Here is a 13,174-nt window from a genome sequence, read left to right on the forward strand (position 1 = left end):
ATCGTTCTCGGCATATGGCCGCCGATGCCAATGCGTGCGCTGCGGTGTGCGGCGCCTCCGTAGCCGGTCGTGGTGAATAGGTGTCTCTACTAGCCCTACCCGCTTTCGCGAGGTCACCGCAAGTGCGATACGTGGTGAAATGTCCGTTTGCGGGCGGTTGTTCGGGTGTCGGGGTGTGTGAGGAAGGCGTAGTGTTCGAGGGCGTACATCAGCAGTCGCGACGCTCGGGAGATGGACGGGATGGACCGCGGGACGGTCGGCAGCGCACAGTCGGGCCGGCTTCTTGTCGAGGTGCGGGAAGAGGGCTCAAGCGCCGTCGTGACCCCCGCGGGTGAGTTGGATCACCACACGGCCGATGTGTTGCGTGAGCCACTCGACGACTGCCTGGAAAGAGGGTTCGCCCGCCTGGTCGTCGACTGTTCGCGCCTCGAATTCTGTGATTCCACCGGGCTCAACGTGCTGCTCGGCGCCCGGCTGAAGGCCGAGGCCGCGGGTGGCGGGGTCCATCTGACCGGGATGCAGCCGGTGGTGGCCCGGGTCTTCGAGATCACCGGGGTGGATGCCGTCTTCACCGTCCACGAGACGCTCGAAGCGGCCCTGGCCGACTGAGCGGCCCCGGCCGCTCACCCCTCCGCCGCGGCCGCGCCCCGGCTGTCCCTGTGCGATCCGCGCGTTACCCGCGCTACCTGCGTTACTCGCGTCACATGTTCCGTGCCGAAAACGTGGGTGTTCGCACGGTTCGGTCGGGCAGGAGACATCCTGAATATGTCGGCAGCGCATATGTCGGCAGCCCAAGCGGCGAACGCGCCGTCGATCCATACGTACTGAGTGTCGAGTCTTGAATCATGAACTGGTGAATCGGTGAGGTGAAGCGCTGATGAGCACCACCCGGCCTTACTCGCCGGACGACCGCGGCCCGGAGCCGGACGACGGCGCCGCTGTGCCCTCCGCCGACCCCGCCGTACCCCCCGTCGGCCGCCAGGCCCGCAGGCTGAGCTTCGAGGGCGCGAGTGGTGTCGTACCGCTCGCCCGCGACTTCGCCCGTCAGGCGCTGTACGCGTGGGGCTGGTTGCCCGCCGCGAGCGCCGACCGGCGGGCCGCCGCCGAGGACGTCCTGCTGGTGGTCTCCGAACTCGTCACCAACGCCTGTCTGCACGCCGAGGGCCCGGACGAGCTCTGGATCGCCTGCGACAGCAAGGTGCTGCGCGTCGAGGTCTCCGACCGGGGTGCCGGCCAGCCCGCCCCGCGCACCCCGCACCGCGCCGGACGCCCGGGCGGCCACGGCATGTTCATCGTGCAGCGGCTGTGCCTCGACTGGGGGGTCGTACGGACTCCGGGGGTCGCGGGCAAGACCGTGTGGGCGGAACTCGGGGCACCCGCGTAGCCCCACGTAACTCCTACCAGGGGTTACCCATGGTTCGACCAGCGTTCGAATCTCTCTTCGTACGCCATCGTATGCGCGCCGGATCTCCTCAGATCCGGCGCGCACTTTGTCTTCCCTCCACAAGTGACCGGGCGTACTTTGAGCGCCCAATCTGATGTGCCGTCAGTAAATGCCGTCAGTGATTTCGGCGACGAGGGGACTTCGAGGTGTCGTACCGGACGTACCAGAAACGAACCGCCGCGCTCGCGTCCGCTGCGGCCCTGGCCGGCTCGGCGGTGCTGATGGCCGCTCCCGCCGCCCAGGCCGCCGTGGTGAACGTCAACTACCACTGCAAGACGCCGATCGGCGACAAGAGCGCCGTCTCGCCCATCGACATCAAGAGCGTCAAGAGCGGCAGCGGCTACAAGCTCACCATGTCCTGGCAGAAGGGCGTCTCCTCCAGCCCGGTCGAGCTGGGCAAGGGCGCGATGAAGCCGAGCGCCGTCATCAAGCTGGGCGGCGCCGACAGCGGCACGGTGGCGGTGACCGGCCCGGCCAACGCGGCCGCGATCCCCGCCAACACCCCCATCAAAATCAGCGACTTGAGCGGCACATACACGCCGAAGAAGTCCGGCAAGGTCACCTTCACCGCGGGCGTACTCACCATCAAGGCGCTCGGTACGACGACCACGTGCACTCCCACGAACAGTCCCAAGCCCTCGCTGACCCTCGACGTCACGGCCGCGAGCGGCGGTTCGGGCTCGTCGACGGGTGAGACCCAGAGCGGCTCGGACTCCGGCCAGCTCCCGCAGACCGGCCCCGAGGACTCGGCGGTCGCCCTCGGCACGCTCGGCGGCACGGTACTGCTCGCGGGCGCGGCGGGCGTCCTGTGGCTGACGCGGAGGCATCAGGCGGCACGCCGCTGAGATCTCCGGGTACGACGATCAGGAGCCGTTCGATGCCGTACGCACTCTCCGCTGCCCGCGTGCTGGGCCTGACCCTGATGTTGTCGATCACGGCACCGGCGACCCTGGCCCTGGCCGACGACGGCTGGTCCGTCGTGCCGTCCACGAGTACGTCGGACGCGGCGGCCGGCCGGCCGTACGTCTACGCGGAGGGCGCGCCCGGCACGGTCCTCCAGGACGCGGTGTCCGTGCTCAACCCGGGCGCCAAGCCGCTCACCGTCCGGCTGCGCGGCGCGGACGCCGACAACACCGCGGGCGGCGGCTTCACCGTACGGACCAAGTCGACGGACACGGGCGCGTGGATCGGCTTCGCGCGGGAGACGGACGGGCGGCGCGCGGCGGTGCGTTCGGTGTCCGTACGGGTCCCCGCGCACACCCGCGCCGACGTGCCGTTCACCCTGAGCGTCCCGGCGGGCGCGGCGCCCGGCGACCACCCCGGCGCGATCGTCGCGAGCGGCGGCGGACGGTCCGCGGCGATGCGGATCCAACTGCGGGTGAGCGGGCCGACGTTGTCGGCGCTCACCGTCGAGCACGTCACCGTGCGCGGCGGCCGGATCTCGTACGAACTGGTCAACCGTGGCACCACCGTCCTGACCCCGAAGCTCGCGGTGCACGCCGACGGTGTCTTCGGGGCGCTCCTCGACCGCGCCCCGCGCACCCTGCCCGTCGAACTCCTGCCGGGCCGCCGCGTCACGCTCAGCGAGCCGTGGCGCGACACCCCGGCGCTGGACGCGGTCGACGTACGGCTGACGGTGACGGCGGCGGGCGGCGCGCACGACACGGGGACCGCGTCGGCGCGGTTCGTGCCGTGGGGTGCGGTGGCCGGGGCCGGGGGCGGCCTCGCGGCGGTGGGTGCCTGGTGGGCCGTACGGCGTCACAGGCGTCGTAGGGGACGGGGCGTACGGCAACGCGGGCGTCCCGCGGCGCACGGTGGGGCGAGTGAAGAGCCGCGTACGGAAGTCGAGTTGACGGGAGCGGTGTCGTGAACGGTGTCGTGAGCGGTGTCGTGAACGGCAGGCTGAGGATTCCGGCACTCGTGGCGGTGCTCGCGCTCGTCCTGGCCCCCCTGGTGGGTCCGGTGTCCTCCGCGTCCGCCGCCGGGAAGCCGAGCGTGAAACTGTCCAAGTCCCAGGCGGGGACGGGTGGTTCGATCACGGTGACCGGCAGTGGCTGGCGGCCGAAGACGTTGCTGATGATGCTGATCTGCGGGCAGTCCGTGCCGTCCCGGGGAGTGATCGGCGGCACCAACTCCTGTGCCAACTCCGACGGCCGGGCCGTCACCACCGACGCGAAGGGGAACTTCAGCAAGCAGCTGCCGGTCACCGAGCCGCCCAAGCCGTGTCCGTGCGTGGTGCACGTCGCCACGGTCACGGGGGAGAAGGCGGACGCCGACGCCATCTTCATGGTGGCCGGGCACTCGGTCGAGCCGCTGCCGAAGGAGGAGAGCGGCGGCCGGCTCTCGGTGCTGACGGACACCCGCCTCGACGGGTCGAGCGGTCTGCTTACCTGGTTCGGCTCGCCGCCCTCCCGCACACTCGTCTTCACCGTCGGCAACGTCGGCACCGCCTCCGTGAAGAACCCCGTCTTCCAAGTCGGCACCTCCCACGGGGTGTTCGCCCCGCAGTGGGAGGAACAGCAGTGGCGCGGCACGATCGCGCCCGGCCGCAAGGCGCGGATCAAACTCCCGGTCGAACTGTCGGCCGGGGCGCACGGCGACTACACGGTCTCGCTGAAGTACGGCGGGAAGGTGCTCGCCGAACAGCCGTGGGGCGTCGGCCGCCCCTGGGGCGTGACCCTCTTCTGGATCCTGCTCTGCGTGGTCGTACCGGGCGCGGTGTTCCGTATCGGGATGGCCGTGGTGGACCGGGTGCGGCCACACAGGCCGATCGGGCGCGGCGGCCGTCACCGGGGCTTCCGGCTGCCCGAACTCACCGTACGCATACCGAAGTTGAGTCCCTCACCGGCCTCCCCGCCGGTGTCACCGAAGACCTCCACGACCCCGTCCCTGCCGTGGTTCACACCCGACAGCGATCCGGGGACCGTGGCGAACGGTCAGCTCTCCGCACCGCAAGAGAACAGCCCGACGACGAAGGGAAATACGTGAGCACGCAACGGAGAGTGGTACCGGGAGCCGGACGGAGAATGAGCGCGGCCGGGGTCGCGCTGATGCTCGGCGGCGCGGGCATCCTGCTGGGTGTGACCGCGGCCCCGGCACAGGCCGCCGAGGTGTCGTACAAGACGGAGTGCATTCCGCCCTCGATCTCCGGTCTGCCCCCGGTCGAGGGCACGACGCAGGTCGAGATCACCGCGCCCGCCGAGGCGAAGGTGGGCGACGAGGTCACCATCACCTGGAAGTTCGTCCAGGCGGCGTCCAAGAACCCCGACGTCATCGACCTGGAGAAGGACACCGTCAAGCCGACCGGCACGCTGAAGGCGGGCGGCGCGCAGACCGCCGACATCGCGATGGAGGGGCCGCGGTCGAACCCCGCGATCCCCAAGAACAGCGCCATGAAGCTGTCCGACATGACGGGCAAGCTGAAACTGACGGCGGCCGGCGATGTGACGCTGACGCCGGACGCGTACAACATCAACGTCAGCAAGCCGGTGTCGACCGACACGAAGTGCTCCCCGAAGGAGACGGTGAAGTCGGCGGCGACGATCAAGGTGACGGGGAGCGGGGGAAGTTCGGGCGGCACGACGGGAGGACTCCCCACGGTGACGCCGACCCTGCCCACCGGCCTGCCGACGAGCCTGCCGACCCTGCCGACGGGCTCGGCCTCACCCTCGGCCAGCGCCAGTGAGATCGGCGGAACCGGCGGCAGCGACACGGGCGGTTCGACGGGTGGTGACAGCGGCGGTCAGACCGACTTCACGGGCAAGGAAGTCTCCATCCCCTACGCGTGCAAGACACCCATCGGAGACAAGAGCGCCACGTCGCCCGTCCAGATCAACGCCACGAAGAACGGCGGGAGTTTCGACCTCACGGTCCAGTTCAAGAAGTCCGTGATGGACAGCCCGGCCGACATCCCCGCGGACTCCGTCAAGCCGTCGATGGAGGTCGTCCTGGGCGGCTCCGACAAGGGCACCGTCCATGTGGAGGGCCCGACCAACGCCAAGGAGATCAAGTCCGGCGACCCGATCGAGATCCCTGACCTCACGGGCACGTACAAGCCGGGCGCGAGCGGCAGCTCGACCCTCTCCCCGGGCGTCCTGACGGTGAAGGCCCTGGGCACGACGACGACCTGCACGCCGACGAAGACGGAGGTCTCCCTGACCCTGGACACCACGCAGCAGGCGAGCGGCGCCTCGGGAGGCGACTCCTCGGGCACTTCGTCCAGCGGCGGCCTCGCGGAGACGGGCTCCGACAGCCACGGCTCCCTGAAGGCACTGGGGCTGGTTGCGGGGACGGTCATCCTGCTCGGCGGAGCGGTCTTCACCTTCATGCCGCACCGCAGGCTGCGCTGATCCCCCGCGCCTCCGCCCACGACCGACTCGGCAGGGCACCGGCCCGCACCTGACAGCAGACAAGAACAGGGCCGCCGTATCCCAGCGGATACGGCGGCCCTGTCAGGCGTCAGGCCTCAGGCGTACGTCAGTGGACGTCGCCCATCAGCTGCTTGACCTTCTTGCGGTACATCCACACCGCGACACCGGCAATCACGGCGAGCGTGGCCTCCAGGGCGACGATGCCCGTCTTGTTGAGGTCGACCTCGGCGATGGAGAGGAGACCGGTCGTGGCGTCACCGGCGGTGACGGCCAGGAACCAGACACCCATCATCTGGGAGGCGTACTTCGCGGGCGCCATCTTCGTGGTGACCGACAGACCCACGGGGGAAACGGTCAGCTCACCGACGGTCTGCACGAAGTAGATCGCGACCAGCCACATCGCGGCGGCCTTGTGGCCGTCCTGGGCGATCATCAGCGGGGCCAGGAAGAGGAAGAACGACGCGCCGATCAGGATCAGACCCGACGCGAACTTCGTGGCCGTGCTCGGCTCCTTGCCGCGCTTGTTCAGCGCCAGCCACGCCCAGGCGAAGACCGGGGCGAGCGCCATGATCATGACCGGGTTGACGGACTGGTACCAGGAGACCGGGAACTCCCAGCCGAAGATGGTGTTCTCGGCGGAGGAGTCGGCGAAGATCGACAGGGTCGAACCACCCTGGTCGTAGATCATCCAGAAGACGGCCGCGGCGACGAAGAACCAGATGTACGCGGACATCTTCTTCTGCTCGACGCGGTTCAGGTCCTTGTCCCGCTTGATACGGGAGATGACCATGATCGGGATGATCAGACCCGCGATCGTGATCGGGACCAGCAGCCAGTTCAGCGTGTAGTGGCCCGAGAAACCGACGATGCAGTAGAAGACGACGGCGACGGCGGCCCACATCGCGGACTTGCGCAGCGTCGCGGCCTTCTCCTCGGCGGACAGCGGCGTGGGGATGTCGCTGGAACGCGCGTTGAGGTGACGGCCGCCGAGCAGGTACTGGGCGAGGCCGAGGGCCATGCCGAGCGCGGCGAGCGCGAAGCCCAGGTGCCAGTTCACGTTCTCACCGACGGTGCCGATGATCAGCGGAGCGGCGAAGGCACCGAGGTTGATGCCGATGTAGAAGAGGGTGAAGCCACCGTCACGGCGCGGGTCGTCCGGGCCGTCGTAGAGGTGGCCGACCATCGTGGAGATGTTGGCCTTCAGCAGACCGGAACCGATCGCGACGAGCCCGAGGCCCGCGTAGAAGGTGCCGGCGGAGGGCAGGGCCAGCGTGAGGTGGCCCAGCATGATGATGATGCCCGCGACGGCGACCGTCTTACGGGGGCCGAGGACACGGTCGGCGAACCAGCCGCCCGGCAGGGCGAGCAGGTACACCAGCGACAGGTACACCGAGTAGATCGCGGTCGCGGAGGCCGCGCTCATGTGCAGGCCGCCCGGTGCCACCAGGTACAGCGGGAGCAGTGCCTTCATGCCGTAGTAGGAGAAACGCTCCCACATCTCGGTCATGAAGAGGGTGGCCAGTCCGCGGGGGTGGCCGAAGAAGGTCCGCTCGGACCCGGGGGTGCCCGGGGTGACCGAGTCCTTCGTCAGGCTGGACGCCATGGTCGTTCCTTGCTGGTCGGGACGCGCTGCTTGAGCGTCGCGCGCCCGGTGGGGGGGCGGCCGGCACCGGCGGGGTTCGACCGTCCGCCCCCACGCCCACGGGGGAGTCCGCTCCGGATTACGAAACGGTGGACGACGACCACCGGGATCCACGCCCGTCACGCGTCGATGCGCTCGGGCCCGGCCACAGGTCATTCCTTTCAAGGCTGGCGAACACCAGCCCGCACACAAAAGAGACCTTCAGCATCAATCTGGCGCCAAAGGTCCCGGTGTGGTGCTACAGGCGTCTGGTCACCATACGACATGCCAATGTGGCATATGGAAGGACTTGAGAGATGGATCACAGGCGATCATGGAACCAAGATCGCGCATTCGAAGGCACTTGCCAGGATCGCATCCCACAGCCGCAGGTAAGAATCACACGGGTGGCGGGTGTGAATCACGGAGGCCGATCACCCCACAGCTGTCGTCCGGGGCGGACTACCATCACCCCATGACCCGTGTACTGCTCGCCGAGGACGACGCGTCCATCTCGGAGCCGCTGGCCCGCGCACTGCGCCGGGAAGGTTACGAGGTCGAGGTGCGCGAGGACGGCCCCACCGCGCTCGACGCAGGAATGCAGGGCGGCGTCGACCTGGTCGTCCTGGACCTGGGCCTGCCCGGAATGGACGGCCTGGAAGTGGCCCGCCGACTGCGCGCCGAGGGACACACCGTCCCGATCCTCATCCTGACCGCGCGCGCCGACGAGGTGGACACCGTCGTCGGCCTCGATGCGGGCGCCGACGACTACGTCACCAAGCCGTTCCGCCTCGCCGAACTCCTCGCCCGCGTAAGGGCGCTGCTGCGGCGCGGTGCCGCCGAGCCCCAGCAGCCGCCCGCCACGCACGGCGTGCGGATCGACGTCGAGTCGCACCGCGCCTGGATGGGCGACGAGGAACTCCAGCTCACGGCCAAGGAGTTCGACCTGCTGCGGGTCCTTGTCCGCGACGCCGGCCGCGTCGTGACCCGCGACCAACTCATGCGCGAGGTCTGGGACACCACCTGGTGGTCCTCCACCAAGACCCTCGACATGCACATCTCCTGGCTCCGCAAGAAGCTTGGCGACGATGCGGCGAACCCTCGGTACATCGCGACGGTTCGGGGCGTCGGGTTCCGCTTCGAGAAGAGCTGATCCGCTCCGCTTGGGTTGGGGCGCGTAGAGGTGGGTTCGTCGGGTGCGGGTGGGTGGGGGCTGGTCGCGCAGTTCCCCGCGCCCCTTAAAAGCACCCGGGGCGGGCCGGCGGTTGTTTAGGGGCGCGGGGAACTGCGCGCCCAGCCCCCTCAGCCCCGCACCCGACGAACTACCCGTCCTTCTGGGGCTGAGCCCCAGAAGGACGGGACGGGTAGAAGCGCCGGGGGCGAAAACTCCCGCTCCAGCCCAGCGCAGCGGCAAGGCACACTGGAGCACGACCAGCCACCTGCCCGGAGGGCCCCGTGCGTCGCCGTCTCATCCAGTCCACACTCGCGGTGGTCCTCGTCGTGATCGCCGTCTTCGGCGTATCCCTCGTCATCGTCGAGACCCGCACGATCAGCAACAGCGCCCAGGAACGCGTGGACTCCGAGGCACTCCGCCTCGCCAGCATCGTGGACAGCCGCATCCTCGGCGACGAGAACATCACCGCGGAGACCTTCAAGAACCAGGTCACGGACCAGCGCTACGCCGTGATCAGGATCCCCGGCCGCCCGCCCATCGAGGTCGGCACCAAGCCCACCGGCGACGTCATCCACTACACCGCCGACGGCGAGGAGGGAGAGACGGTCACCGTCCAGGAGCCACGCTCGTCGGTGACGAGGGAAGTCGGCCGTACGCTCCTGATCATCGGCGCGGTCGCCCTGCTCGCGATCGTCGCCGCCGTGCTTCTGGCCGTCCGCCAGGCCAACCGTCTCGCCTCACCCCTCACCGACCTCGCCGAGACCGCGGAACGGCTGGGCTCCGGCGACCCCCGCCCGCGCCACAAGCGGTACGGCGTCCCCGAGCTGGACCGCGTCGCCGACGTCCTGGACAGCAGCGCGGAGCGGATCGCGCGGATGCTGACCGCCGAGCGCCGCCTCGCCGCCGACGCCTCCCACCAGCTCCGTACGCCTCTCACGGCGCTCTCCATGCGCCTGGAGGAGATCACCCTCACCGACGATCCCGACACGGTGAAGGAAGAGGCGACCATCGCGCTGACGCAGGTGGAACGCCTCACGGACGTGGTGGAACGACTCCTCACCAACGCCCGCGACCCCCGCACCGGCTCGGCCGTCTCCTTCGACCTCGACGAGGTCATCAAGCAGCAGCTGGAGGAGTGGCGCCCGGCCTACCGCAGTGAGGGCCGCGCCATCGTCAGCTCGGGCAAACGGCACCTGCGGGCGGTGGGCACCCCCGGCGCGGTCGCCCAGGTCCTGGCGGCGCTGATCGAGAACTCGCTCATGCACGGTGGCGGCACGGTCGCCCTGCGCACCCGCGTCACCGGCAACCAGGCGGTCGTCGAGGTCACGGACGAGGGCCCCGGCGTCCCCACCGACCTGGGCGCCCGCATCTTCGAGCGCACGATCAGCGGCCGCAACTCCACGGGCATCGGCCTCGCCGTAGCCCGCGACCTCGCGGAGGCCGACGGCGGCCGCCTGGAGATGCTCCAGGCCCAGCCTCCGGTCTTCGGTCTGTTCCTGTCCCGCACACCGATGAAGAGGCCACCGATGACGGAGGAGGACGAGCGGACGGTCAGGTAGAGCGGAGGCCGACGGGGCCTGGCACGGGTCGCTGTTCCAGCCGGGGTCTCGGCTTCAGCTCGGGACTCGGTTCGAGTTCGGGTCTCGGCTTCAGCCGGGTCTCGGCTCTAGCTCGGGATTCAGCTTCGGGATTCAGCTCCGGTTCGGGATTCGGCTCCGGTTCGGGCCTCGGCTTCAGCTCGGGTCTCGGCTCCGGTTCGGGCCTCGGCTTTAGCTCGGGTCTCGGCTCCGGTTCGGGCCTCGGTTCCAGCCGGGTCTCGGCTTCAGCTCGGGTCTCGGCCCCAGCTCGGGATTCAGCTCCGGCCCGGATCTCAGCTCCAGCTCCGGTCTCAGCCCCGCCCTGGGATGCAGCCCCGCCCCGCGATTCAGCCCCAGCCCTGGACCAAGCCCCAGCCCTGGACCAAGCCCCAGCCCCAGCCCCAAACCCCAGCCCCACGCCCTACCCGCACGGGTGGGTGGGAAACCCCCGCCGCGGAGCGGCGAAGAGGCGGCGCGGAGCGCCGGGAGGCGGCGGGCGCGGAGCGGTCGGATCGCTGAGGCTCAGTTCACCCTGGCGCGCGGCCGCGACTCCGCCCCCGCGTCAAGGAACGATTCCGCACTCGCCACGGCCTCCCGCGCCGGCAGCGCCGTGAACACCCACGTGCGGTACGACCAGAACCGGAAGAGCGTCGCGATCCCGATGCCGAGGAACTTGAACACGTTGCTCTGCAGCGAGCTGTCCCACCCGAACCCGTACGTCGCCGCGTACAGCACCCCGTTCTCGATGACGAGCCCGATCGCGCTGAACAGCAGGAAGAGCGTCAGCTCCTTGGTGCGCCCACCCTTGTCACGGTCCCGGTAGGTGAAGTAGCGGAACCCGATGTAGTTGAAGACGATCGCGACGACGGTGGCGATGACACTGGCCCGTACGACCTGCAGCCCGGTGACGTTGCGTACGAGGTTGAACACGAGCAGGTTGACGAGCAACCCCGCCCCGCCGACCGCACCGAACTTGGCGGCCTCCCGAATGAGCAGGTCGAACCGGCGGCGAACCGCGCTGCGAGGCCTCGCATGAGCCCCCGATGAAGCACTGCCCATGGTGTCGCTAGCCCCCGTCGGTCGGATTTGTCGGTCGTTCACGTCACGTACGTCAACGCAGCAATGCTAACCAGCGGGCTTCGCCGATGCCTGTGCACGGGCTCACAGGTAAGAAAAGATGCGGTCACTGGCAAAGAAAAGCTGCGGTCACCGGCGCGGGAAGACCGGCTTACCGGCGCTGAAAGACCGGTTTACCGGAGCGGAAACCGGCCACCGTGGCGCGGCCGATACTCTTGGTGCGTGACGTTCCCGGTAGTCGGCATGGTCGGCGGGGGCCAGCTCGCTCGTATGACACACGAGGCGGGCATCCCGCTCGGCATCAAGTTCAAGCTCCTCAGTGACACCCCTCAGGATTCCGCGGCGCAGGTCGTCAGCGATGTCGTCATCGGCGACTATCGCGACCTCGACACGCTGCGTGACTTCGCGAGGGGCTGCGATGTGATCACCTTTGATCACGAACACGTACCCACCGAGCACCTGCGTGCCCTGGAGGCGGACGGCATCCCCGTCCGCCCAGGGCCCGACGCACTCGTGCACGCCCAGGACAAGGGCGTGATGCGGGCGAAGCTCGACGAGATCGGCGTGCCGTGCCCGAGGCACCGCATCGTGAGCGACGCCGACGACGTCGTGGCGTTCGCGGCCGAGGGCCTCGCGGAAGGCGACGAGGGCGACGGCTTCCCCGTCATCCTCAAGACCGTCCGCGGCGGCTACGACGGCAAGGGCGTGTGGTTCATCCGTTCCGCCGACGACGCGGCCCTGGCCGAACCCTTCCGCGCGGGCGTCGCCGTCCTCGCCGAGGAGAAGGTCGACTTCGTACGGGAACTCGCGGCGAACGTCGTCCGCTCCCCGCACGGCCAGGCGGTCGCGTACCCCGTCGTCGAGTCCCGGCAGGTCGACGGCGTCTGCGACACGGTCATCGCCCCGGCCCCCGGAATAGCGGACGGGCTGGCGCTGCGGGCGGAGGAACTCGCCCTGCGCATCGCGAAGGAACTCGGAGTCGTCGGCCACCTGGCCGTGGAGCTCTTCGAAACCCGCGACGGCCGCATCCTCGTCAACGAACTGGCCATGCGCCCGCACAACTCGGGCCACTGGACCCAGGACGGCGCGATCACCTCCCAGTTCGCCAACCACGTCCGCGCGGTCCTCGACCTCCCTCTCGGCGACCCGCGCCCGCGCGCCAAGTGGACGGTCATGGCGAACGTCCTCGGCGGCGACTACCCGGACATGTACTCCGCGTACCTGCACTGCATGGCCCGCGACCCCCAGCTGAAGATCCACATGTACGGCAAGGACGTGAAGCACGGCCGTAAGGTCGGCCACGTCAACACCTACGGCGACGACTTGGACGACGTCCTTGAGCGTGCCCACCACGCAGCCGGCTACCTGAGAGGCACGATCACCGAATGAGCCCCGTTGTAGGCATCGTCATGGGGTCGGACTCCGACTGGCCCGTCATGGAAGCGGCCGCCCAGGCCCTCGACGAGTTCGAGATCGAGTACGAGGTCGACGTCGTCTCCGCGCACCGCATGCCGCACGAGATGATCGCGTACGGCGAGCAGGCCGCCGAGCGCGGGCTCAAGGCGATCATCGCGGGGGCCGGGGGCGCCGCCCACCTGCCCGGCATGCTCGCGTCCGTGACCCCGCTGCCCGTGATCGGCGTACCGGTCCCGCTGAAGTACCTCGACGGTATGGACAGCCTTCTGTCGATCGTGCAGATGCCGGCGGGTGTCCCGGTCGCGACCGTCTCGGTCGGCGGTGCGCGCAACGCTGGCCTGCTGGCCGCCCGGATCCTCGCCACGCACGACGAGGAACTCCTCGGCCGGATGCGGGAGTTCCAGCAGGAACTGAACGACCAGGCCACCGAGAAGGGCAAGCGGCTGCGCGCCAAGGTCGAGGGCGCGGCCGGCGGCTTCGGCTTCGGGAAGTGAC

The 13,174-nt window shown here is 69.4% G+C and carries 12 protein-coding genes; 10 read left to right on the forward strand and 2 right to left on the reverse strand.

What is annotated here, in order from left to right:
- Positions 1-240 precede the first annotated feature (240 nt).
- The 6 genes from OIC96_RS28825 (at position 241) to OIC96_RS28850 (ending at position 5,793) form a co-directional block, all read left to right on the forward strand.
- Positions 241-609, forward strand: coding sequence for an STAS domain-containing protein (locus OIC96_RS28825; protein ID WP_330310140.1), 369 nt, complete (start codon positions 241-243; stop codon positions 607-609).
- 268 nt (positions 610-877) lie between these two features.
- On the forward strand, positions 878-1,384 hold the full coding sequence (locus OIC96_RS28830; protein ID WP_330305056.1) for an ATP-binding protein: 507 nt from the start codon (positions 878-880) through the stop codon (positions 1,382-1,384).
- Between the two features lie 206 nt (positions 1,385-1,590).
- On the forward strand, positions 1,591-2,289 hold the full coding sequence (locus tag OIC96_RS28835; RefSeq protein ID WP_330305055.1) for an LPXTG cell wall anchor domain-containing protein: 699 nt from the start codon (positions 1,591-1,593) through the stop codon (positions 2,287-2,289).
- A 32-nt stretch (positions 2,290-2,321) separates the two neighbouring features.
- The gene (locus OIC96_RS28840) at positions 2,322-3,314 is read left to right on the forward strand and encodes a COG1470 family protein (RefSeq protein WP_330305054.1); all 993 of its coding nucleotides are present in this window, start codon (positions 2,322-2,324) and stop codon (positions 3,312-3,314) included.
- A gap of 20 nt (positions 3,315-3,334) precedes the next feature.
- The gene (locus OIC96_RS28845) at positions 3,335-4,432 is read left to right on the forward strand and encodes a hypothetical protein (protein ID WP_330310139.1); all 1,098 of its coding nucleotides are present in this window, start codon (positions 3,335-3,337) and stop codon (positions 4,430-4,432) included.
- Between the two features lie 38 nt (positions 4,433-4,470).
- The gene (locus OIC96_RS28850; protein WP_330305053.1) at positions 4,471-5,793 is read left to right on the forward strand and encodes a hypothetical protein; all 1,323 of its coding nucleotides are present in this window, start codon (positions 4,471-4,473) and stop codon (positions 5,791-5,793) included.
- Positions 5,794-5,920: 127 nt separating this feature from the next.
- On the opposite strand, the gene OIC96_RS28855 is transcribed toward OIC96_RS28850, so the two are convergent.
- The gene (locus OIC96_RS28855; RefSeq protein WP_330305052.1) at positions 5,921-7,417 is read right to left on the reverse strand and encodes an oligopeptide:H+ symporter; all 1,497 of its coding nucleotides are present in this window, start codon (positions 7,415-7,417) and stop codon (positions 5,921-5,923) included.
- A 493-nt stretch (positions 7,418-7,910) separates the two neighbouring features.
- On the opposite strand from OIC96_RS28855, the gene OIC96_RS28860 reads away from it, so the two are divergent.
- Positions 7,911-8,588: a response regulator transcription factor gene (locus OIC96_RS28860; RefSeq protein ID WP_018566970.1), complete on the forward strand. Its 678-nt coding sequence runs from the start codon at positions 7,911-7,913 to the stop codon at positions 8,586-8,588.
- A 302-nt stretch (positions 8,589-8,890) separates the two neighbouring features.
- Entirely contained in the window at positions 8,891-10,168 is a 1,278-nt protein-coding gene (locus tag OIC96_RS28865; RefSeq protein ID WP_330305051.1) for an ATP-binding protein, read from the forward strand.
- A gap of 540 nt (positions 10,169-10,708) precedes the next feature.
- Here the strand turns inward: OIC96_RS28865 and OIC96_RS28870 are convergent.
- A complete protein-coding gene (locus tag OIC96_RS28870; RefSeq protein WP_330305050.1) occupies positions 10,709-11,245 on the reverse strand; it encodes a GtrA family protein in 537 nt (178 codons plus the stop codon).
- A 240-nt stretch (positions 11,246-11,485) separates the two neighbouring features.
- Between OIC96_RS28870 and OIC96_RS28875 the strand changes: the two genes are divergently transcribed.
- Together OIC96_RS28875 and purE are read left to right on the forward strand one after the other, a co-directional pair.
- Entirely contained in the window at positions 11,486-12,652 is a 1,167-nt protein-coding gene (locus OIC96_RS28875; protein WP_406501711.1) for a 5-(carboxyamino)imidazole ribonucleotide synthase, read from the forward strand.
- Positions 12,649-13,173, forward strand: a complete 525-nt coding sequence (gene purE / locus OIC96_RS28880; RefSeq protein ID WP_327429231.1) for a 5-(carboxyamino)imidazole ribonucleotide mutase — start codon at positions 12,649-12,651, stop codon at positions 13,171-13,173. Before OIC96_RS28875 ends, purE begins: the two co-directional genes overlap by 4 nt.
- Position 13,174 lies beyond the last annotated feature (1 nt).

The sequence above is a fragment of the Streptomyces sp. NBC_00775 genome, assembly GCF_036347135.1.
Taxonomy (GTDB): Bacteria; Actinomycetota; Actinomycetes; order Streptomycetales; family Streptomycetaceae; genus Streptomyces; species Streptomyces lutosisoli.